Here is a 22,791-nt window from a genome sequence, read left to right as displayed (position 1 = left end):
GATTCAAAATCAGAATTTCAATCAGGAGGACTACATATGAGCGTATACAAAATCACCTTCAGCCCCACCGGCGGCACGGAAAAAGCCGCCGCCTGCCTGGCCGCTGCCTTCGGGCAGGATATCCAAAGCATTGATTTAACCGACCCGGCCGCGGATTACGGCCGGATAATCCTCAGCCCGGACGACATCTGCATTACTGCCGTCCCATCCTTCGGAGGGCGCGTCCCGGCCGCGGCGGCCTCCCGTCTTGCAAAGATACAGGGCCGGGGAGCAAAAGCGATCGCAGCCGTTGTTTACGGAAACCGGGACTATGACGATACCCTGCTGGAATTACAGAACATCCTGGCCGGAGCCGGCTTTCGCTGCGCCGCGGCGGTCGCCGCTGTCGCGGAGCACTCCATCCTGCGCCAGTTTGCGCAGGGACGTCCCGACGCGGAAGATGAAGCGCAGCTTGGGGAGTTTGCGGGGAAAATCCGGGCCGCCATAGAGGCAGACAGCATAAACAGCCATATCGCGCTCCCCGGCCATACCCCATACAGGGAATACAAGGGCGTTCCCATGAAGCCCAGGGCCGGGAAAGGCTGTACCTCATGCGGGCTCTGCGCGCAGAAATGCCCGGTCCGCGCGATCCCGGCAGAATCCCCCTCACAGACGGATACGGAAACCTGCATTAGCTGTATGCGCTGCGTCGCCATCTGCCCCGCCCATGCAAGGAGCGTCAATCCCCTGATGCTGGCCGCCGCCGCGCAGAAACTGAAGAAAAGCTGTCAGGTGCGGAAGGGTAATGAATTGTTTCTTTGAGGGTTTGCGTTTCTACAACTGGGGATTTTTTCCTAAAAACCTTATCCATCAGGATATGCCATCCCCCTTTGCCGCCCTCTGCCGCAGACAATTCTGCGAAAAAGGGCGGCAGAGTTTCCGTTCATCTTTTTAATGTAATTTTATTTTTCCTTCCCATCCGTCCGGTTCAGCAAAGTCTAAATAATGATAATTTCTCTCATTCCACTCGAACGTATCATTATAAATATTACTTACTATTTCTATACTGTTAATCCGATTCATAATGCCTTTCTCTTTTTTAGAAATCAGTTGATCATAGATACGAATCTTCCTATAATCAATATCCATTAACCTTATTGCCACTAAATCAACCAGCAGCATATCTTCGCCAGCAATCAGAATTCCGCATTTTTTGGCTTTAGGTATTAAAGGTCCATTCCCTTCTCCGGCTATAATTCCATCAACAATACTAAAAAATCTCCGTTGAGGCGTATGTGTTATCCCTCCCTCTGTTGTCCCATAAACAATAATCTTATTTATATCTAAAACCGTTCTCCATAGCGTATCATTTCCATACCATGCGCCTGCCTTTATTTCACTATTCTTTATTCTCTTATTCTTTACAAATTTCTTTGAATTACTATAAAGGGAAAATATCAGCTTATACAAAAGTGACTTTACTTTATTCGGTCTTATAAGTAATTTTTCAATTAAAAAGCGGTTTGTATAATTGATTGCCTTATCCTTTTTATCAAGGGGTTCATATTCATCACCTCCGTCTTTTGGGTCGCCTAACCGGAAATGAGGCAGATAATTTTTATTTCCATTCGCACCGACAAAATTTTTATAATTTAATGTTACTCCGCCCTTCCGGTGTGTTTTCATTTTGGGCAGTGATATAATCACATCAGCATTTAAAACTGTATTAGAAATGCAATATTCATGACAACCTCTTGAATGGTGTTTTAATGTTTCTGTTCTGTCATAATCAGCGCCATAAAGTCTTTCCGGGTGCTCTATATTCATATGCTCGCTGAAATTTCCCAGGTCAAATATTGTATAACCAATCGGATCGCCGCCTAACTTTGATCTTGAGTTATCCAGTAAAACGCCATTTTTATATTCAAATCGCATCTGCCTGAGATCATACACCTCGATTTTAAAATCATAAGTTTCCCTATAATATTCAGCAATCGCACTCAAAGAAGATAATGCTACAATTTTATCAAAATCACACTCTCCTTCCGGCGCATCAGCAATGATGACTCTCCCCTCTCCCTCCAGCGCTTTGTAAACATAGTCAATAATGGCGCGTATAATTGAAGGATGCGTAATTACAGCCCAAATACTGTCCCCACCTCTGTTTTCATGCATGACGTAATTAGGCTTTAACAAAACCACATTCCCTTTACATATTATTTTCTTCAGGGGATTCCAACACGGGGTTCCATAATTTTCGTTATCGTAGCCTAACATATGGAGCAAATTCCGAACCATATCATAAACACGATTATCATGCTCTGAAATCGATCCATTATATTCCGGATATGGAATTCCCGGGTGAAATGGAGGTTCTACAGGATAATCAATCTCATTTTCCTCAATTTTAAATGCCACTTTACTATTCATATAATCACATTCTCCACAAAAATTCCATATCAGTTTTCCCATACAAATATAGAACACAAAATTGTGTTCATCCCGGCCCCATGCATTGTCTTTGTCACCCTGCTCCATTTTTCCATATATCACACCATATCCCAGGTCAGAACCGTATCCTCTTCCAAATCCCGCTTCACCGCCCTGCCGATCACGATCTCCATAAACTGCGGCGGAATGCCTGTTCCGGGCCGCTTGGCCGTCAGATCCCCTTCTTTAATCACTTCCCCTGCCTTCATGCGTCGGGTGAGCGCCAGCGAACGCCTTGCCTCGCGGCGCGGGACCGCCTCACAGGCCAGGACCGTCTTTTCCCCTTTTCCCAGCGCCTTCCCGAGCCGCTCAAAATTTGCGGCCGCCCTCTTAAAATCCTCCGGATCGCCCGCGTGGTAATGATCATTTCCCGGCAGGGTCTTATCCAGTGTAAAATGCTTTTCGATCACCTCCGCCCCCAGCATGTACGCCGCCGTCAGGATCGTCATCCTCTCATCCGGCGCCACATGGTCGCTGTAGCCGATCCGGACGTCCGGGAAATTCCTTTTCAGCGTCCGGATCACCCGCAGGTTCGCATCCTCCGGGGCCGTCGGATACGAAAGGACACAGTGCAGGAGCACGATATCCCGGCAGCCCGCCTCCTTAAGCGCCCGCACCGCCTCGTCCACCTCCGAGAGGTAGGCCGCCCCTGTGGAGAGGTACACTGCCTTTCCCTTTTTGCCAATATGGCGGATAAAAGGGAGGTTGCTCAGATCCGATGAGGAGATTTTATAAAAATCCACCATCCGCTCCAGATAATCCGCCGACGCGTAATCAAAGGGCGTGGACGTAAAATCCATCCCTTTGCTGTGCGCATACCTGCACAGCTCCCCGTACTCCGCCTCCCCGAAATGATCATGCTTTAAAAACAGCTCATACTGCGTTTTTGTCGGCTCCTTTGACGTGTCCCAGTACGCGGGGGAATTCTTTGAGACAATGGTCCCCGCCTTGTAGGACTGGAACTTGGCGCAGTCAATCCCCGCCTCTGCGGCCCTGTCGATATAGAGCTTCGCCGCCTCAAGCGGCGCGATGCCTAAGGCCCGCGCCGTGTCATAAAAATTGACGCCCATTTCCGCGATGATATATGGTCTTCCCATGCCTGTCCCTCCCGTTTATAAATTGTTGATTAACCCCATGACGCGTTTCCTGCCTCCCCTTAAATCATGGCCCAGCAGGGTATCCTGAAAGCGCTGCCGGCTCTTTTTCGGCAGCTTCAAGTACATATCAAGGCTGCTCTTTATGATCGCATCGTCCGGGTTTAGCCCGATATAGGTAAAGCCGTTTTCATTGCAGACAAAGCCGTGCTTTTCCTCACGCTTATTCTGCGCCAGCGCGATGGACGGAATGCCAAGGAGCGCCAGCTCATACCCGGTCCGTCCCCTTGATGTGATCCCGATATCGCAGCCGGACATCAGCTCCGGCATATTGGGGACGTCATGCAGGACCTCTATATGCCCATACCGGTTATAGCCAAGCAGCCTGTCCACGTTATATTTTGCCCTGCCCAGCACAACCACAAAGGAATATGCCCGGTATTCCGGCCCGCAGATCATTTCCAGGATCCGATCCGAATAGTTCTGCGGATCCGCCCCTCCAAAGGAAATGAAGACGCGCTCCACCCGTTCCCGGATGCGGATTGGCTTATAATACATAAAAGTCCTGCCGGAAATATAATACTTCTCCCCTGCCCTTACCTGCGGCAGGGCCGCTTCGCTGTACAGCGCGTTGAACACCAGATCCGCTTTCGCAATCCCCTCGCCGTCGTCTTCAAAGTTCACAATCTTCGCGTCCGGCAGCACGGAGCGCAGGCCAATCATATAGTCAATGGAGGTTGTGAGAATATCGTTGATAAACAGCGTGTACCGCTCTCTTTTACAGATACCGAACAGCTCGGCAATCCCGTCCACCCCCCTCAGATGGTGCGTGGTGTTCCCAAACACAGTGGGATCCGTCTGGTTGATATCATAATAAATATCCGGCTTTACATAAAATTCGTCCGCTATTTCAAGGGCCCGGTAAATATGCCCGATCCCGCGCCGGTTATTTCCGTTTACATAGATCGCAACCTTTGGCCTGTTCAAAATGAAGGACACATTTCTCAAATCCCCAAATGTATCGATATCCTGGGCCTCGTCCTCCGGGAGCTCAAACACATCGATCCTCTCCCCGATCCGGGAAGAGGGCGTGACCACAGACGCCTTTGAGATGACAAAAGCGCCTGTCTCCATGTAACACGGAGGAAGATACTGCCGGTTCAGCCGTTTTTCATAATTCGGAACCTTTTTTCCGTCCTTTATCCCCCAGGACAGGCGAGGCGCATTGATGGCAGAAATCACCGTATCCAGCTCATGAGCCAGCGCGTACCGCACCGCGCGGTCCAGCGTCTCCTTTTTAAGCGTCGGCGATGTGGGCTGCATGGTGATAATATAGTCCCAGCTCTCATCCTGCGGGATCGCGTCATATATCACGGCATCCAGCGTTGCCTCGTCGCCGCACAGGGAGGCATCGCGCCGCCGGACCGCGACCCCCATCTGCCTTGCGATGATCCCCACCTCCGGGGAATCGGTTGAAACGACGATATCCGTTATGTATTCTGAGTTTATCGCGTTTTGGATCGCATAAAAAATCAGCGGATGGCCGCTGACTATACGGATATTTTTATTGGGAATTCCTTTGGAACCCGCCCTTGCGGGGATAACTGCTAATATTTTCATGTCTTTAACCTTCATAAAATATATGAATCCTTAATATTCTGCACAATAAATCTCTGTTTTCCTCTCACAGTCCTCTCAATCGAATTGACATACTCAAATTCCACATCGAGCGAACTTCCAAATTTTTTCTTTATTTCGTCCATGATCCCCTTTTCATCGTCTGCCCTATATTCTTTATTTTTTACTATTTTCAATATACAGATTCCCGGATCATTTTGAACAAATTGATAATTCATTACATTTTTGAATATATCGCTGTGCATATTCATTGCTGTCATTGATATTTTGTTTCCCTGAATGCCGATAAAAAGCTCCTGCGTCCACCGGCCGGATATCTGATTTAACAGGATATAATGCCTCCCGCACTTACATGTCTGGTTGTGGCTGTACGAGGAATAGTCCCCGGTTTTATATCGAATAAAGGGCATAACCTCATTGTCAAATCCAGTGCACACAATCTCGCCAGTCCTGTCCGGTTCCTTAATAACGTCCCCATTTTCATCAATTAATTCCAGATAACCATATTCGCTCTGTACATGATACTTATCTGAATATTCACACCACCCTGCAATTGCCGAGCATTCACTGTGTCCGTAAAAGGTAAAGCATCTGGCCCTTAAATATTTTTCAATCTTTTCCTTCTGGCCCTCATATAAATTCTCTGAAGTGACGAGTATTGCCCTTAATGACCCTTTGAATTCTATTTGATTTCTTTCTATATAATCACATAAAATTAATGCAGAGGATGGGTAGGTATGTAAATACTCAATATGTTCCGACACAATTTTGTCTAAAATGAGAGAAATATTTTCATCGGTTAGATGATAGGTATCGAAAACGAGGCATCTATGCTTATAGTCGTATTCCCATAAGCCGCCATTTTTGATAATCTGATTTCTTAGCTGAGCTATTTTGGATTTTCCTCTTTGATAGCCTGTCCTCTCCCATATAGCATTGACGAATGGAATCTCTCTCTCAAAATATGCATTCTCTCCCATGTAAAATCTCAATTGTTCCCCGGTTGTTCCGCCTGTTGTCTGCAATCTTATCTTATTTTGTGACGCTTGATCACTGAGTATGTTCTGAGCATTGTGCAGAATTACAGTTTTATCCGTAAATGGAACCCGCCCAATATCGTCAACGGAATGAAAATGATAAGGATCAAACCCGGCTCTGGTAAATGAAGCTCTGTAAAACGGGATATGTTCATACGAATAAATGAGTGTTGATTTCAATTTATCAATCTGATATTGATCCATTTGTGCTCTGCTCCACCATTGCGACTGCTTCAGCAGCCTGGTGTACTGTCTGTATCTGCTCCCATACTTTACAGAATCCGGTATTGCTCCCCATATTGAATCAATCCCCCCCTTTAATAAACCGGGGCTGTGATCATATAAGCTCTTCATTTTATTAAAACCAATCATTTCTGATACCCCTTTTAGACCCTAACGCAAACTTTATATAGAACAAATAACCAATACAATAACACAGGATTACAAGATATCTTATTACAGCCATATCGCGTAAAAGTTCTGCTGATATAAAGCCAGAAAAAACAATAAAAACCGGCGCCCTGTATTCGGCAATTCTGATATTGTAGCCCTTCATTATTTTTCTTGCCGCTATCTCATGAAGCAGCCAAAGCACCATATAAGATACCGCTGTAGCAAATGCAGCTCCCTCTATGCCGAACTCTGGAATCCATATCCGATTCAGCAGAATATTTAACAATGCAGTCGCAATGGTTGCCGGGGCTACATAATTTGTATTTCCGCATAACTGCTCATAGGAAAGCGGAAAACGGTATAAAAACAGAAAAAATATTCCAAAGGCAATATAATTAACGCATGCCGTCCCGCTCCAATATTCCTTTGACGACATCAGGCGCATCAGTTCAGGAGAAAGCAGCATTAAACTGTTAAAAATGATTGACACCGTTACTGTATAAAACAAAAAATATCTTTTGATTTCTTCACCTGATCGCTCCCTGGTCTTTTTATAATACCAGGGATTCCAGGCATCTGCGCATGCGTCTGCAAACGCTAAAACTACGATACCAAGACTGTAAGCCACGCTGTAAACCCCCTGCTGGCCGCTCCCCAGCTCTTTTATTATAAAAATCCTGTCAATATTTCCATTGATATAATTTGCAATCAAATGCGGTATCAGAGGTAATCCAAATTTCAACCCAAATCGGATGTCCCTGATAAATTCTTTTCTGTTATCAAGCGGCCTTCTGTAAAAATATACAAGGATATAGACTGAGACGGCGGTGCATACTATAGTATTCCCCATTATCCTTCCCATACTTTTCAAATCACACTGCCAGGTAAAATAGAGGCCAAACACGACGGTGAAAGCTGAATAAATAACAGAAAACAGGGCTCTTTCTTTCGCTTTCCCAACTGCAATACAATAGCCTGAATACATATTTACCAGACACAAACTAAATGCGTAGATGTATAGCAGGATAAAGTAATCGGGCTTTATCTCTGCTATTTTACAAATCGGGAGCCGGAAAATAAAACATATGGCAAAAAAAACACCGGCAAAGAAGCTGCCTGCACGGATCATGCCTGCCATATAGCTGTCAAACCGATTTTCTCCCCGATTCATTTTTGCTGATACCAGGCCGGATGACAACTGGAGGCATAGAAACGTTGACAACAATTGTCCCCAAAGAAAAAAATTTGAGACTTCTCCGTACTCAAATGCGCTCATCATCCTTGTAAAAATTGGCATACTCAGAAAGGAAATGGCCTTGGTAATAAATGACGCGATAACAAACAATATTGAGTTTTTCAAAAAATCATTTATCTTCAGTTTATTAACCACTTTTTTTAAATCGTACCTCACAGACAGCCTCATCCTTTTTATTATCGTCACAAATAATCATCAATCCCATCCCCTCCTGGAGCATATTTAAAATATTCTCTATATTTTTCATTATAATTTTCCAGAAAGCCTTCAAAATCATTCAGGATATCGACCAGTTCCTTTGGGGAGCGGATAACCGGGTTGATCTCACAATAACCAATATCATTATTCTCTATGTAATATCGGTTGATCCCATTAAAATCAATAATAATTGCAGGTACATGCATCATGACTGCTTCAAATATGACGGAAGATGTCATTGATAAGATTGCGTCCGAAGAACGTATGATTTCTTCCACAGATCCATTAACGATCTGCATCTCATCATACCGCTCCGTCAGACTTTCAAATTGTTCTTTTAAATTCTGCCTGTAATGTAATTTGAGATTCAGATTAATATCAAGTTCATTCGATATGAGACTCTTCATTATCTCCTTGAGCGCATATATATAGCGTTCTGCATAATGATCTGCCTGTGTAAATACGGTTAATGTCCTTTTCTTATTTTTTATGCCCCCTGTATGCCTGAATGGCACATAGTATTGATAAGATTCATCATACATTTTATATAATTCATACGTCTTTTTTGCATATAAATAGTATTTATCCGCCAAATGTAATTCCGGATATAATATCCGGGTCATAAGCACATACTGGAAATTGGCATGCTCTATCTTTGCCGCCCTGGCTGCCTCATGAACCGCAGTGATATCCTTTCCAACCGTCATATCTGTTATCACATACGATGGCCTTTTAATCAATGAAATAAGCCTCAATGTCTCTGTTATTCTTTTCTTTTCGCACTCTGCCTCAAACACAGCCGGAAAATACCCCTTTATTACATCCTCCAACCGAAATTCCAGATTTTGGTTCTTATATCTCAATCTGATGACATCTTGCTTACAGCATTTAGAAGCCCTTTTTATTCTCAAATATAATGCCACGATATAGCCAAATCCTGCTTTTACCAATACAGCGCTTCTGTTAGCATCGCTCTTTATACGCCGGTTACATATATAAAGCGGTTCATATTTACAACTATTTGAACATAATTTCATAAGATGAGTATATTGCAACGGTAAATTTGCGATACATACAATTAAATCTCTGCCATTTCCATACTGTGCTTTATTGATATAGGCAGATAACCTGTAATCTCTGGCAAGCATATAAAACAGGCTCCAAAAAACAACCGCCTGGTTTCTTATATGGCAAAATATCCGCAATCCAACACCGGATCGAGCTTTCCACCTCACTCTGCATATCTTCTTAAAATAATCATAAATATATCGATTGCAGAGCCATGCAGACGAATAAAATCTCTTCTCTCCTTCACCTTCCGCGAATAGCGTTGTTACAAACTCTGTTTTACTGCCTCCAAAAAGGACTATCTCATTCACCTCATATGCTGCCAATATATCTTCGATTTGGTAAATGATTCTGACAACTGGAAATATCAGTCCTACTGCTATTTCATTTTTTATTAATTTATAATGTGCAGGAAGAATTGATAACGCTTCGTTTATATTTTTGTACAAATCACGATCACACATGGAAGCATTCCACAATTCGGTATATATTATCTTTTTTGCTCTGATTTTACAGTCATAATCTGTAAGTATAATATCTGATGCATAATCATCATCTTCCGTTTTTATACCATGAAATAATACGATCAACCGCATACTCATTCCTCTGTCACTGACTTACATACTACAGGTGATAGACCCCTTCTATATCGCACACATTGTGTGTATCAAATATTACCTTTCCTCTCAGTCTTTCCATATTTTCTATAATCTCATTGTGCTTAACCATGATTACAACCATATCAATGCTATCCAGAAATTCATCTAAACTATGGAACTGATTCTTCACTACATTTTCAGTAATAAATGGGTCATATACCTTTAATCCCTCTGCCAGATGGCGTTCCTGCGATTCCAGTAGCTGCAACGTAGGCGACTCACGCATATCATCTACATTTTCTTTATATGTAAGTCCATATAAGCCAACCCGCTTAATATCCCTTATCTCTTTTTCTTTCATAATCTCATAAATACGATTAAGAACAAAATCAGGCATATTGTCATTCGTTTTCATAGACTCGTCAATTACTTTTGCAAGCGACGGGTAATCTCCCACTAAAAACCAGGGATCCACCGATATGCAATGCCCCCCTACGCCCGGCCCCGGCTGAAGAATACTCACTCTTGGATGCATATTACAAATGCGTATAATCTCATAGATATCCATATTATCATGGCGGCATATCTTGGCAAGCTCATTTGCAAAAGCTATATTTACTGCGCGATATGTATTTTCCACAACCTTCGTCATTTCAGCCGTTCTGATATCTGTAACAACGATCTCCCCATGGCAGAAAGAGGCATATAGTTCCTTTATCCTCCTTCCCACCGCAACATCGTCCGCTCCTATGGTTCGGTTATTATTCTTCAGCTCATAGATCATATTTCCTGGTATAATCCGCTCAGGCGCATGTACAAGGTGTACATCAAAACCACATACCAGCCCCGCCTCCTCAATGAGCGGCCTGATAAACTTATCAATTGTGCCAGGTGAAACCGTGGATTCAATTACAATCGTCGTCCCTGCAGGGGCAATTTTCAGCACCCTTCTGACCGCATCTGCTACATATTCCGCATCAACCTTTTTGCTGAATTTATCGTATGGAGTCGGCACTGAAATGATATATGTATCTGTTGTCTTATATTCGGTTGTAAATTTAATCCCTGAAGACACAGCAGCGCTGAACAGCTCCTTCAGTCCCTTTTCCTTAAACGTCACATGTCCCTTATTTAGCGTTGCGATTCGTTCCTGATCATAATCTGTCCCTGTCACCTCCACGCCATGCGCAGCCATCATTAGCGCCGTTGGCAGCCCTATGTATCCCATTCCTATTACATTAACCATTTCACTGAATTCTCCTTATCCCATAGCATAGTTTAAATGAATGAAAGCGTCACTGTTGATCTGTCTTCCGGCATAGCAAGCGCTATCATATGAGAAGCGATCCTCATGCCATATTCAGGAGAAATATTGCAATCAATAACTTCGATCGGTACATCCGCCTGAAAGCGCGCTTTCACTCCCTCTTTTATCAACTGTAGATGGTTTTTATTTTTCTCTATTTTCGTATCAGGAGAGACAAAAAATCTTGCATACACTTTACTGTTAGCATGTCCCCCGTCTCTGGCAATCCCATCCTCAATGACTATTTTATTGGCATTGCATATCGTAATCGTCCGCCTGTGAATATAACCAGTATCGTATTGAAACAGCGCTGACACGCGATCATTACAAAAGTCCAATAATCTGGCTGCGCATTTTCGTTCACAATATTGCCAATTATTTTGGATTGTATTCTGTTCAAGCTCCTCAATCGCCACAGTATTATTTCTATCCGTTTTTAAATTGCCTAATCGGTTCCTGTTATCCGCAATGTATAAATAAGTTCCTGCATTTATAAAAAAGAGCAGACCCCTGAATGCAATTTCAACTGACAATTGGTCATTATGCTGATGCACGCCAATCCATTTATTTTTTTCCCTGTCCCTTATCTCGTCGCATCGGATGGAAACAGCCGCCTTCTCCTGGTTTAAACAGGCAAGCCCAAAATATGGAGCATAATAACAGGATTTTTTTTCCTTTTTCTCAATATTCAGCAGCCTGCAGAGGACGTGTATCAGGCTGATATCCCTGCCGGAATATTCAAAGTAGGCGGGCAACGCCAAAAGCCGTCCTGAATCATTGTCTCCAAAACCATACATAGAATTGCCGACTGAAGCATTGACGCAAAAATCATACATTCTCTTCGCATAATCCAGAAACTCCCTGTCTCTCATCTCCCTGTTAAAATAGAGGAATAATAGAAATGATTCTGTTACATATCTGTGGTAATACGTCGATCCTTCATACAGCGCCCCATCTTCTCCAATCATCTGGCCCATCAGTCTTCTCAATTCTTTCAGTATATAACCTTTTAATCTCCGGAATTTCGTCTTATTCTGTAAGGAATTTATCAGCCATAATATTCCCAGCAGATCAAAGAAATAATGATTTGCGGAATATCTTATACCAAATTCCGGATTTCCTAAAATATATGTAAGGCAGCTTCTGAGATGCCTTCCCACTATGTTACTTTCATATAGCAGCCGTTCATCCGCCTGCCTTATAGAAACTATTATATTAATTAAATGTATGGAAGCCTCCATCGCATTTTTATTGCAAAAAAAGTCTTTGTTTCTTTCTGTCAGACCCTGAATATACTTTAAGATCTCATGGGAATTTCCAGCTCCTGCTGCTAATAAGGGAAGATGATGCCCCCGATCCTGCTCCCAGCCGTATTTTATATCCTTTATATACTCATTCGTATTATAGAATAATATTTTTCTCTCATTACTTTTTATTTTACAGATATCATTTTCTAAATTCCCATCATACAGATCTGTATATTTTATACAATCTCCTGATAAACTATACTGAGCTGCCGCAATGCCCCCAGCGTAACATGCAAAGCATTTCCATCGGATCTTTTTCAGCAAAAATGAGAGGACATCCATAAAAAAGCCCAGGCCCGATGTTTTACTGTTTTTTATAATAAATACCATTGCCTCTCTATATCTGTTCACTGTTCGCATTCTCCATGATCTTCTTTCCCGTCTTTTCCATAATGACAGTACAGGCCCAAAAAAACAAAATTAATTCCGGTTCAAATCTATGCAGATTTACATATAACAGCTTTACTGAATATATGACCACACAGCATACGGCAAATTTATATTCTCTATCATAATGCTCCAGCTTAAACAGGCTTTTATATGATTTTATTACAGGAAAAACTGCCAATATAAAAAGCGCTATCCCGCCCTTGAAAATAAAATTGGACCAGCCAATATGTAACGCCGGATTCAGTGTCCCTAAAGTGCTGTGCGCTCCCCAAAATCCCCTCCCTAACAATGTATATATAAAACTCTCATTACAAAAATAACTCCGGCTCTCTATTACTCTGTCGAATTTCCATATACTGGATAAAAAATCCATTCTTTGGAACATTTGCTTCGTCATTTCATACAAAAAAGAATTCTGGAGAAGAAAACATGCGGTTAAGCCTATGCATAGTATAAATACTCCAATCCGTGTGAGACGACTGCCGCCAGATCGATTTTCCTTATATAAAATATATAAAACCATGAATAGCAATAACGCAGAATCCACAATTATAAATCGTTTCAAAAAAATAAGATTGAATATAATTCCACAAATCCAGTAGGCTACGGCGACTCCCCTTTTTTTACGGTTTAAAAAGCTGTACAGAACGACAGGGATCAAAGCCCAATATATGCCTCCCCAGAAAAATATATTTGTCCATACATATCCTCTGCGGATTGCGACAGTCAGATCGATATGCTGTGTGGCTATCATCAGAACCATCACCGCAACTCCTAAATAGGGGATAACAGACAGAAGGCGCTCCCAGATTTCAAATCTCTTTTGAGTAAGAATACCCCCTGCAAGTATCCCAAAATAAATCACTCCGGTAAAAAAATCCTTTTCCACACCATGAAAAAGCAGACACAAAACAGACCACATAAATATAAAAATAAACAACAGCAGTTCTGCTGTTGAATATGAATTTCTTTTATATTTTGACCGCACGCAAAGGAAAAAACAGAATACCGCATAACCTGCAGCTATGATTCGGTAAATAAGCACCGCTATTCCAATCTTAGAACCGCTGTAATATTCAATGATATTTTCAAAGCTGAGCACTAAAAGAAAAACTACTATGAGTCTTTCTGATAGGCTTAATCTCTGATTTATATGTATTGTGCTTTTCATGCTATCACCATTTTTATTTTAATATTGACTCCGCTATTTTTGCAGGGTCGAAATCCGGCACGGAGTTATATATTACCCCGTCCGAATCATGTTTAATAATTACGTCAACTGCTCTTTGTATATCCTCACATGTATTTTCAGCGAAAACAAACCGATTATATTTTGAAAAATAGTGGAACAGTTTTTCCTTTTCTCCATCTAAAATAAACAAAACCGGTTTATCTGTCCCTGAATATTGATATATTTTTCCTGGTATCTGGGTTCCGGAACGATTGCTGATATGTACCAATATATCTGCCTTTGACTCAATCTCCTGCACTCTGTCCTGACTCATACGCGGAAGAACCTGTATATTCGCCGCATTCTCCAGACACAGATCACTGATTCCGCAAATTGTTAATTCTACGTCATGGCTCATTGCATAATCATAGAGCGGCCGTATATTCCTTATATGAGAGGAAAAATCGCCGCAATATGCAAGTTTCACCCTTTTCCCTTCCAAGCGCCCACTGTCTTTCACAGAACCTTCTTTTCTGAGATATGGTATAGGATACCAGGTCATTTTATCAGCACACTTTTTATATATGTGTTTTTGCATATCCAATGTAAGAGGAGAAACATAGATTACCTTTTCTGCTCCATCAAGTAACTTTCTCTCTTCTTTTTTAATCCGTTTTTTCATCCATGCCTGCCTGCGCGATATATCATTTAAAAAAGGATCGCCCCATATCTGGATCCAGCGGACAAAAATATCCCGGTTTCTGCGAAGCCATTCATACACAAATAGGTGAGAGGATTTAGGATCAGAGGAAGATATGATAACGTCAAATTCCTTCATATCCAGCTTAAGCCTTCCAGCATAACCTACGATCCCCTTTAAGTTATCATATACATTAAAATAATCCCAGATTTTATATAACTTCTTTCTGATTTCAATGAAAGTTCGTTTGCCCCTCAGTCCTTTTGCAATCGATTGTACGCCGCCAGTCTTCAGATAATGAACCTTCAAACGTTCGGGCAACATACTCGAATCATAGGAACTGTGGTTGTTATCCGGCTCGGTCGTAAGCAGGGTGACATCATTTCCATTTTCAATCAGCCCTTCTATCGTCGCTCTGTTCCGGATTGATGCAGATGTATTGATCTCAAGAGGTCTGGATGCCACATATAATATCTTCATAATAAGAAAATCCCCCTATATTTGGCTTTTCAAGAGACTGTAGCACCTGACTATTTCAAAAAATATAGCCAGCAAAAGCCATTGATTATGATCACATAAAAAATAATAGCTCTTCCAAACCCACCCCATATCAGAAATCTCCGCCTTGTCTTTCCATTTTTCATATCCTCTGTAACGCAAAACTCTTTTTATCTCTTTACATCTCCTTTTAAAGGAATAATCCGCCTGTGAAATATACAGTAATATGGAAAACCTGTCCAACATGATACGGTTAGCCAGATTAACCAGATTCCCGTCCATCCCATTTACTGTTATAAAATGTTCCATCCTTTTATATACATTCAGTCTTCTGCTAAAATAATTCTCTTTGAATGTATGAAGAAAAGACAACATATTGGATTTATTATAGTGATAATAGGTTTCCGATGTATATACGATCTTTTGTTTAACATTGTACATTGCCTGTATATTAAACCATCCGTCCTCCAGCCAGATTATCTTTGTATCTACAAACCTTATATCTTTCAGAATGGTCTTTCGGTAAACCTTTCCCCAGCACGTATTCAGCCTGTCCATTTCAAGAGGTTTAATAGGGCCATTATCCGATACGGGACCTATCAGCTTTCTTAAAAGATATTCTCTTACATCAGAATTCTCAAATGTTATCCGTTTTCCGGGAAATAACTCAGTAACTATGTTCTTCGACGGATATTCCTTTATAAACGGAAAAAAAACAGCGTCCACATCGTCATCAAAATTTGCCGCCAGTTTTTCTAACGCATCCTTCTCCAAATAGTCATCACTGTCAACAAATGTAACCAGATCACCGCTGCAGGCATCCAGCCCTTTATTTCTTGCCACAGACGGGCCCTGATTCTCCTGAAAAATCAGCTTCAGCCTGTCCTCCGTCTTTCCTATCCGTTTTAAAATATTACCGGTCTGATCGTCTGATCCATCATCAATTACAACAATTTCAATATCATTGTAAGTTTGCCCCGTGAGACTTTCCAGACATCGCTCTATATATGCCTCGTTATTATAAACAGGTACAATTATACTAATCCTCATTATATCTCCTTAAAGCGATTCTACAGCGGAAGATTATAATTGCCTGTTTATCACAGGTTTCATAAATTCGCCTTGATCTCTCTCCATATTGATTGCTATACTCGTTATTAACCCCCCAGGTTTACAATCATTTATCACAATCCGCTCCCCATATGGTATGTCAAATATAAGTGCATCATAACGAATGTAATTCTCCTGTAAAAACCGCTCTGTTATATTACGGTATTTTTCTTTTCTTGATGTAAGAATAATAATATAATCTTCTGCTGGAATACTGTCAATAAAACTTCTGGCTCCGTTTAATAAGCTGTCTGCTCCATCTATCTTATAGCCATTATGCTTTACAAGCGTGCCGTCCAGATCCAGTATCCAGGTATGTCCTAATGAGGATAATACGATTTCCTTTGCTCTATTCATATTTACCTTTTCATATAATGCAAAAATAATTTTCTGTATTTTCTCTTTATAATTCCAATATCCATCATATTTACCGCGATATCCCTGGCGTTTTTTCCATATCTTTCAAGCATCTCTTTATTTCTGTAAAGCTTTAATATTTTTTCCGCCAATATCGCTGCGTTATTTCCTTCTACATATTCTCCTATACTGTATGTATCTATCAGACGCCGCAAATCTCCGTCTTTACCTCCAATGCCGATTAACGCCTCTCCACATGCCATATAGCTGAACGCTTTGCTTGGATATGCAATCATTGAATTGACCTCATTTTGAGCTACAATTGCAATATCGCCGCAGGATATAGAGTAAACAAACGTTTCCGCTGGCTGCAGAGGAAATAATAATACATTTTTCGGAGAATATCTTTCTATATATCTTTCAACAAGCGGCCTTTTTAGTCCATTTCCGATAAAAATAAATACTATTTCATCAATTTTTCTTAATTGTTTTGCCGCCTTAAGGATAATCTCAATATTATGCCCTGCCCCCATATTTCCGGAATATAATACAATAAACTTATCATCCAGGCTATTGTTAATCCGAAACAAATTCTCTTTTTTCCCAATCGGTTTTAATTGTTCTGTGTCAACTCCAAATGGCAAATCTATTATCTTTACCGAACCTTTAATGCTTTTTTTAATTAACTCTGCTTCGGCCGGCCCATTTGCAAGCATCATATCGTACTTATTGTAATTTGCATTATTCCAGCAATGCCATATTTTGCACACCATCTTTGCAAAAATGTTTTGAAAGCTGCTCTCGATTACCTGCGGATATATATCCCAATGCGTAAAAATTACCGGGACATGGAAATCCCTTTTCAGTCTTAACCCTATCCATATATTAATAGGAGGATTTGACGAAACAAAAATTAAATCATAATGGTTTCCTTTGTTGTCTTTCCTCCAATTCTGCATAAAGCAAAAAAATTTTACCCAGCTTATAAACCGGCTCTTTATGGTAGTTTCATCATAAACAGGCGCTCTCTGTATTTCCGCTCTTACGCGGCTGGAAGTGATAATATCTATTTCTGCAATGCCGTCAAGAGCTTGTTCTATAACATCGTAGAATTGCTTCTGTATCACCTGTGAAACTACAAGTACTTTTTTTAATTCAAAATTCCGGGACATCCCTTTTCTCCTTCTGATGTTTCAGTTTACATCCTATCGCGCCTCCAGGATGATTCGGCCTGAAATCCTTATCCACTGTAAGATTTAACCGTTTCGCCAATTCTATTGCTATCGTTTGCAGCACAATCAGATTAAGCGTTGTTGAATTATTAGGAACGATATCCCATAAATCACCCTCATGTTTCAAATTAATAATTATCTTTTTATCAAACATATCTGCTAATTCACTATGCTGATTAAAACTGAGAAGCCAGAGCTTCACACCATCCCGTCTTTTTAATAAATCCACCAGATAAACTGACTCGGCTGTAGCGCCGCTTTTAGTAAGAATCATGACCAGATCGCCTGGTTTAACCATACCCATATCGCCATGAACCGCTGAATTTGTGTGTAGAAATCCTGCATTTAGCCCTAATGATAACATTGTACCGACAAACTTATCACATATCGGTACATTTTTGCCTAAACCAGAAGCAATAATTTTATATCCATCCCGCAGCGTCATTTCACACTCTGAAAGCAAATGTTCCATCTGCCGCTTAGAAATCGTTTTCAAAGCATCCTCAATCAGCTTGCTGTTTTTCTCAAAATAAGGAAATGCGCTTTCCATTTCAAATGCTTCTTCTAAATAATACAATCCCATATAAAATGCCCCGCAGATAGAATCGTAATCCTCCCATGCATATGTAGTCAGTGAAAGCCATGTAATTGCCAGAAATAGTTTCATCTGACTTCTGCTAACTTCACTCTTTAGCAAATCAAAAAACTCATCCTCCAGCCTTTCCCAGCCATTTGACCTAATATCCAGACGCACGCCATCCTCTTTGATGTCAAGAGTGAATCTTTTAAGGTTGAATTGATCGTAATTGCTAATTAATGAGTAATAAATTTTCACCCAATCATACGCTGCATCGCCATAAAATTCCGTATTGCCAAAATATCCTCTTGGATCAATAAGAACAGGGGTATGATCTACCCGGAGCATAATATTACTAAATGTACAATCTCCATGTATCAGGGCAAACTTATCCGGCATATACTGCATTACCATACGCTCAACTTCTTCCTGATGATAAAGAATATTACGGCATGGCCTGCCGTTTATTGTCACAATCTTATCCTTTGCAAACGGAACCAGATTCCATACTTTCTTTAATCGCTCATAAGTTTTACCAAGATATGCGTCATAATAACTATCCCGCTCTGCGGGCATACTTTCCAGATGATGAATATTGTCTAAACAATGAATGAGCGCGCGTAAAATTTGTTTTTTTTCCGCGTCAGATATAGATGAATACTCATATATATTGTTTCCATCAATCCTCTCCATACAGAGCGGTCCATAGCTGTAAATAACCGGAAGATTCCCAACCCCTTTTTGTTGTAATTTTTGATACCATGCAACTTCACGTTCAGATAATTTTATGCCTTGTTCATCAATTCCCCGTTTGTATACCCGATCTCCTTCTATTCTCAGTTCATTAAACGGGCGGCATTTAATTTTAGGCAGCTTATCCCACTCACTGTACAGACCATACTCATGTGCTTTTAATAATGGCTGAACACTAAATTTATATCTCCGGTCTCTAAGCCACTTGACAAATTCCCCATCTTTCGGAACTCCTTCTAAACATGATTTATCCTTAAAAATAAAATATCCGGCAACTCCGCATTCACAACTGCGCTCCTCTATGAATTCGTGATTCTCATACTTCCATCTGCATGGAAAATCTCTGGAAATTCCAAGAACATTTTCTTTTGTGTCCAATAATTCACAATCATCAGCAAGAATGAGATCACACCAAATAAGCAGCAAGCGCTCATTTTGAGGAACAAATGAAACAGCCTCCGCAAGCCCTGCGCAGGTGCCCGTATGTCCTGACGCACACACCAACTTATATTTTACATCTGCAAATTCATATAAATACCTTTTTAAAACATCGTATTTATAATCACCAATAATAATAAACTTTTTATCGGGATATTTTCTGAATAAATGGAAAATCATCGGCAGATTATTTACGGGAACCAAAGCTTTAGGTTTATTTTGTGTTAACCCCCCCATCCTTGTTCCTTTACCACCGGCCTGTACGATTATATAATCCAGCATATAGCAACGCTCTCCTCAATAACTGCTTATAACTTCTGATAAATAGTCTGTCTCACTCAAATTTATCTAAATTCCGGACAATCTCTGCTCATAATTTTAGCAGGAATACCAACATACTTTCCCCTTTTTCTAATATCCGATACAACTACGGCCCCAGCTCCTATCACACATCTGTCACAAATCCTCAAATTGTTGCTGATCGTTGCTCCGGCTCCTATCCATGCTGCATTCCCTATCACAACATTTCCCGCCACATGCGCCCCCACCGCTATATGCACATAATCCCCCAGCATACAATCGTGATCAACCGACGACGATGTATTGATAATGCATCCGCCGCCAATCACCGTCCCGGGATTGATCACGGCTCCGGCCATCATCACCGAACCGGCCCCGATTCTCACTTCATCCCCTATCACCGCGTCAGGGTGGACTAAGGTAACAGGCGTCCCACCGGCATACTCGAGCTTCTTTTGAAGCGCCTCCCGGATCCCGGCGTTCCCAACCGCGACAAAAAATTCAGACGGTATACGCATTTCATCCACAAGCCGCCTGAAATCGGCCGCTGTCCCAATGACCGGGTATTTCCCGCAATTTCTTAATTCCCTGTTGTCATCAAGGAACACTATCTCCCTATATCCGCGCCGCCTGGCCACATCGGCCGCCACCCTTCCGTGGCCGGAAGCGCCGATTATCACTAATCTCCTCATGACGCCCGCCTATGCCGCTGTGGCAGGCCGCCTGATGAATGGATTCCCACAGCGCAGACCTCCCAGCAGTCCTGTTCCCTCCCGGCCAGATAACCACAGTCCCCCAGAACCTCATATCCGCCCGCCAGGCTCCCGTGCCGCGCCCTGTCATCGTCAATAAAACCGCAAATCCTCCAGACAGGCGCAATACGGTTGATCCGCTCTGCCAGCCATGCGGTCTCCCTGCCAAAGCCGCCTGCGCCGATCACATATAAATCTCTCATTTTGTCGCCGCCTCACTCGTATCCCATAAACATCGTCTATTATGGACCCTGATACACTGTCTGCAAATACAGCCTTTTTCCACCGCTTGAAGCCCTGCCTGGCTACTCTTTCACGCCGCCCGGGCGGCTGCCTGTAAACGCCTCCATCGTCGCAGACGAAGCCGAGGAGATCCCCTCCCGCTTCATCACAACCAGCGCTGTCTGAAGCAAAATCCTCACGTCCCCTGCAAAGGTGATATGATCCACATACGTTATATCTTCCTCAAACTTCTCTTCCCAGGAAACCGCGTTCCTCCCGTTTACCTGCGCCAGCCCGGTAAGGCCGGGCCTGACCTCATGCCTCCTGGCCTGACGCCCGTCATACCGCCCCAGATACTCTGCCAGAAGCGGGCGGGGGCCCACAAGCGACATATCCCCCCTCAGGATATTCCACAGCTCAGGCAGCTCATCCAGGCTTGTGCTCCTGAGCTTCTTCCCAAAAGCCGTCAGCCTCCTGTCATCTGCCAGAAGCTTCCCGTCCCTGCCCCGCCGGTCCGTCATGGTGCGGAACTTGTAAATCGTAAACAGCTTCCCGCCCAGGCCCGGGCGTTCCTGTCTGAACAGTACCGGCGATCCAAGCCGGAGCCGCACAAGAAGCGCTGTCACCGCAAGCGCCGGCCAAAACAAAACCAGCGCCATACCGGCCAGGACTGCGTCCAGCGGCCGTTTAAAAAACGCCTCATACACTCCAAAAGGAACATGTTCCCCCACTGACTCTGCCCGTTTTCTCCGCTTCCTGAACGCCCTGTATGTACAGACCCCGGCCGCTGCGCCGGCTAATGCGGAAAGAATGGCTGGCAGAAAAAGAAAGCCTCCTTCTCCGGCCCCCCGGCTGCCTCTCCCATTCCCCATCTCTTCATCCTTCTCCCTTTAATCTGTCCTTTGCCATCCCGTTCCGTCCTGCCCTGCCGCATGCTTACCATATGTCCCGCCTCGCGTCCTGTGCTATTCAAAACACCTCCGCACAATCTCCATCACCCTCTCCTGCTCTTCTTCCGTCATCTTGTGGTCCGACGGCAGGCACAGCCCCCTTCTGAAAATATCCGCCCCCGCGTCCGGCGTTCCCGCCCCTTCCAGGTACGCGTTGCTCCGTCCCCTCCCGGAGCCGGAAACGGTCACGAACGGGTTCATCCGGTACATGGGCTGCATGTGCATCGGCTTCCAGATGGGCCTCCCCTCGGCGTTAAAACTTTTAAGCGCCTCTAAGATCTCATCCGGGCAACTCTTTCCCGGCGCGCTTTCATACACTGTTTCCCGGTCCCCACGGGCCGTCCGGCACATGGCGGACTCCTCCACTATAAGGCAGCTCAGCCAGAAATTCGGGACCGAATTTTCCTCATCCCAGGGATTCATCGCTGCCGGGAGACCGGAAAGCCCTTTTTTATACCGCTCATAAATCTTCCTCTTTGCTTCGATATGCTCTTCTAAATGCGGGAACTGGCCCCTCACCACGCCGGCGATCACGTTGCTCATGCGGTAATTGTAGCCCAGCTCCTCGTGTTCGTACCACGGGGCCGCCTCCCGGCTCTGCGTGGACCATTTCCGCGCTTTCCTCGCGCCTTCCCCATCATCCGTGAGCAGCATCCCGCCCGAGCTGCCGGTGATGATCTTGTTCCCGTTAAAGCTCACCACGCTGTAATCCCCAAATGTCCCGGTCTGTTTCCCTTTGTACACTGCCCCCAGGGATTCCGCCGCGTCCTCAATGAGCAGCGCGCCGTGCGCGTCGCAGATTTCCCGGATCGCGCCGATCTTCCCCGGCGTGCCGTACAGGTGCGCCACGACCGCCAGCTTCACCTCCGGGTACATTTCAAAGGCCCTCTCAAGCGCTTCTGGATCCATGTTCCAGGTACCGCGCTCCGTGTCGATGAATACCGCTTCGCCGCCCTCGTAGAGCACCGGGTTCACGG

19 protein-coding genes are annotated in these 22,791 nt (G+C 43.2%); 1 reads left to right on the top strand and 18 read right to left on the bottom strand.

The window, feature by feature from the left end; translation table 11 throughout:
- Positions 1 to 36: 36 nt before the first annotated feature.
- Positions 37 to 801, top strand: coding sequence for a 4Fe-4S binding protein (locus NFS31_RS08975; RefSeq protein ID WP_251493696.1), 765 nt, complete (start codon positions 37 to 39; stop codon positions 799 to 801).
- A gap of 129 nt (positions 802 to 930) precedes the next feature.
- Here NFS31_RS08975 and NFS31_RS08970 read toward each other — a convergent pair whose 3' ends face one another.
- From NFS31_RS08970 to NFS31_RS08885, 18 genes are all read right to left on the bottom strand, one after another.
- Positions 931 to 2,409: a DUF362 domain-containing protein gene (locus NFS31_RS08970; RefSeq protein ID WP_251493692.1), complete on the bottom strand. Its 1,479-nt coding sequence runs from the start codon at positions 2,407 to 2,409 to the stop codon at positions 931 to 933.
- A 119-nt stretch (positions 2,410 to 2,528) separates the two neighbouring features.
- On the bottom strand, positions 2,529 to 3,566 hold the full coding sequence (locus tag NFS31_RS08965; RefSeq protein WP_251493690.1) for an N-acetylneuraminate synthase family protein: 1,038 nt from the start codon (positions 3,564 to 3,566) through the stop codon (positions 2,529 to 2,531).
- Between the two features lie 15 nt (positions 3,567 to 3,581).
- A complete protein-coding gene (locus tag NFS31_RS08960; protein WP_251493687.1) occupies positions 3,582 to 5,183 on the bottom strand; it encodes a cytidylyltransferase domain-containing protein in 1,602 nt (533 codons plus the stop codon).
- A gap of 11 nt (positions 5,184 to 5,194) precedes the next feature.
- The gene (locus NFS31_RS08955; RefSeq protein WP_251493685.1) at positions 5,195 to 6,610 is read right to left on the bottom strand and encodes a phenylacetate--CoA ligase family protein; all 1,416 of its coding nucleotides are present in this window, start codon (positions 6,608 to 6,610) and stop codon (positions 5,195 to 5,197) included.
- Positions 6,597 to 8,042 carry a lipopolysaccharide biosynthesis protein gene (locus tag NFS31_RS08950; RefSeq protein ID WP_251493682.1) on the bottom strand — a complete coding sequence of 482 codons (1,446 nt, stop codon included), beginning with the start codon at positions 8,040 to 8,042 and terminating at the stop codon, positions 6,597 to 6,599. Before NFS31_RS08950 ends, NFS31_RS08955 begins: the two co-directional genes overlap by 14 nt.
- Before the next feature lie 26 nt (positions 8,043 to 8,068).
- On the bottom strand, positions 8,069 to 9,748 hold the full coding sequence (locus NFS31_RS08945) for a hypothetical protein (protein WP_251493679.1): 1,680 nt from the start codon (positions 9,746 to 9,748) through the stop codon (positions 8,069 to 8,071).
- Positions 9,749 to 9,776: 28 nt separating this feature from the next.
- A complete protein-coding gene (locus NFS31_RS08940) occupies positions 9,777 to 10,997 on the bottom strand; it encodes a nucleotide sugar dehydrogenase (RefSeq protein ID WP_251493675.1) in 1,221 nt (406 codons plus the stop codon).
- Between the two features lie 32 nt (positions 10,998 to 11,029).
- Positions 11,030 to 12,628 carry a heparinase II/III domain-containing protein gene (locus NFS31_RS08935; RefSeq protein WP_251493672.1) on the bottom strand — a complete coding sequence of 533 codons (1,599 nt, stop codon included), beginning with the start codon at positions 12,626 to 12,628 and terminating at the stop codon, positions 11,030 to 11,032.
- 73 nt (positions 12,629 to 12,701) lie between these two features.
- Positions 12,702 to 13,925 carry a hypothetical protein gene (locus tag NFS31_RS08930; protein WP_251493669.1) on the bottom strand — a complete coding sequence of 408 codons (1,224 nt, stop codon included), beginning with the start codon at positions 13,923 to 13,925 and terminating at the stop codon, positions 12,702 to 12,704.
- 13 nt (positions 13,926 to 13,938) lie between these two features.
- Positions 13,939 to 15,105, bottom strand: a complete 1,167-nt coding sequence (locus tag NFS31_RS08925) for a glycosyltransferase family protein (RefSeq protein WP_251493667.1) — start codon at positions 15,103 to 15,105, stop codon at positions 13,939 to 13,941.
- A 15-nt stretch (positions 15,106 to 15,120) separates the two neighbouring features.
- Positions 15,121 to 16,173: a glycosyltransferase family 2 protein gene (locus NFS31_RS08920; RefSeq protein WP_251493664.1), complete on the bottom strand. Its 1,053-nt coding sequence runs from the start codon at positions 16,171 to 16,173 to the stop codon at positions 15,121 to 15,123.
- A gap of 33 nt (positions 16,174 to 16,206) precedes the next feature.
- Positions 16,207 to 16,590: an HAD family hydrolase gene (locus NFS31_RS08915; protein WP_251493661.1), complete on the bottom strand. Its 384-nt coding sequence runs from the start codon at positions 16,588 to 16,590 to the stop codon at positions 16,207 to 16,209.
- A gap of 2 nt (positions 16,591 to 16,592) precedes the next feature.
- Complete coding sequence (locus tag NFS31_RS08910; protein ID WP_251493658.1) at positions 16,593 to 17,762, bottom strand: glycosyltransferase family 4 protein; 1,170 nt, start codon at positions 17,760 to 17,762, stop codon at positions 16,593 to 16,595.
- Positions 17,746 to 19,872 carry an SIS domain-containing protein gene (locus NFS31_RS08905; RefSeq protein ID WP_251493654.1) on the bottom strand — a complete coding sequence of 709 codons (2,127 nt, stop codon included), beginning with the start codon at positions 19,870 to 19,872 and terminating at the stop codon, positions 17,746 to 17,748. Before NFS31_RS08905 ends, NFS31_RS08910 begins: the two co-directional genes overlap by 17 nt.
- A gap of 62 nt (positions 19,873 to 19,934) precedes the next feature.
- Positions 19,935 to 20,582: an acetyltransferase gene (locus tag NFS31_RS08900; protein WP_251493652.1), complete on the bottom strand. Its 648-nt coding sequence runs from the start codon at positions 20,580 to 20,582 to the stop codon at positions 19,935 to 19,937.
- Positions 20,579 to 20,845: a PglD-related sugar-binding protein gene (locus NFS31_RS08895; RefSeq protein WP_251493649.1), complete on the bottom strand. Its 267-nt coding sequence runs from the start codon at positions 20,843 to 20,845 to the stop codon at positions 20,579 to 20,581. The genes NFS31_RS08900 and NFS31_RS08895 overlap by 4 nt, the downstream gene beginning before the upstream one ends.
- A 102-nt stretch (positions 20,846 to 20,947) precedes the next feature.
- Entirely contained in the window at positions 20,948 to 21,736 is a 789-nt protein-coding gene (locus NFS31_RS08890) for a sugar transferase (RefSeq protein ID WP_275563883.1), read from the bottom strand.
- Positions 21,737 to 21,829: 93 nt separating this feature from the next.
- On the bottom strand, positions 21,830 to 22,791 hold a 962-nt coding region (locus NFS31_RS08885), incomplete at its 5' end, for a DegT/DnrJ/EryC1/StrS family aminotransferase (protein ID WP_251493646.1).

This window comes from Otoolea muris, from assembly GCF_943193115.1.
GTDB classification, from domain to species: domain Bacteria; phylum Bacillota; class Clostridia; order Lachnospirales; family Lachnospiraceae; genus Otoolea; species Otoolea muris.
The sequence above is the reverse complement of the archived record's forward strand: the minus strand, read 5'-3'. Positions and strand labels throughout refer to the sequence as shown.

Coding starts and splice junctions, on each gene's coding strand:
- NFS31_RS08975 (WP_251493696.1), top strand. CDS start 37: ATGAGCGTATACAAAATCACCTTCAGCCCCACCGGCGGCACGGAAAAA.
- NFS31_RS08970 (WP_251493692.1), bottom strand. CDS start 2,409: ATGAATAGTAAAGTGGCATTTAAAATTGAGGAAAATGAGATTGATTAT.
- NFS31_RS08965 (WP_251493690.1), bottom strand. CDS start 3,566: ATGGGAAGACCATATATCATCGCGGAAATGGGCGTCAATTTTTATGAC.
- NFS31_RS08960 (WP_251493687.1), bottom strand. CDS start 5,183: ATGAAAATATTAGCAGTTATCCCCGCAAGGGCGGGTTCCAAAGGAATT.
- NFS31_RS08955 (WP_251493685.1), bottom strand. CDS start 6,610: ATGATTGGTTTTAATAAAATGAAGAGCTTATATGATCACAGCCCCGGT.
- NFS31_RS08945 (WP_251493679.1), bottom strand. CDS start 9,748: ATGCGGTTGATCGTATTATTTCATGGTATAAAAACGGAAGATGATGAT.
- NFS31_RS08940 (WP_251493675.1), bottom strand. CDS start 10,997: ATGGTTAATGTAATAGGAATGGGATACATAGGGCTGCCAACGGCGCTA.
- NFS31_RS08930 (WP_251493669.1), bottom strand. CDS start 13,925: ATGAAAAGCACAATACATATAAATCAGAGATTAAGCCTATCAGAAAGA.
- NFS31_RS08925 (WP_251493667.1), bottom strand. CDS start 15,105: ATGAAGATATTATATGTGGCATCCAGACCTCTTGAGATCAATACATCT.
- NFS31_RS08920 (WP_251493664.1), bottom strand. CDS start 16,173: ATGAGGATTAGTATAATTGTACCTGTTTATAATAACGAGGCATATATA.
- NFS31_RS08915 (WP_251493661.1), bottom strand. CDS start 16,590: ATGAATAGAGCAAAGGAAATCGTATTATCCTCATTAGGACATACCTGG.
- NFS31_RS08910 (WP_251493658.1), bottom strand. CDS start 17,762: ATGTCCCGGAATTTTGAATTAAAAAAAGTACTTGTAGTTTCACAGGTG.
- NFS31_RS08905 (WP_251493654.1), bottom strand. CDS start 19,872: ATGCTGGATTATATAATCGTACAGGCCGGTGGTAAAGGAACAAGGATG.
- NFS31_RS08900 (WP_251493652.1), bottom strand. CDS start 20,582: ATGAGGAGATTAGTGATAATCGGCGCTTCCGGCCACGGAAGGGTGGCG.
- NFS31_RS08895 (WP_251493649.1), bottom strand. CDS start 20,845: ATGAGAGATTTATATGTGATCGGCGCAGGCGGCTTTGGCAGGGAGACC.
- NFS31_RS08890 (WP_275563883.1), bottom strand. CDS start 21,736: ATGGGGAATGGGAGAGGCAGCCGGGGGGCCGGAGAAGGAGGCTTTCTT.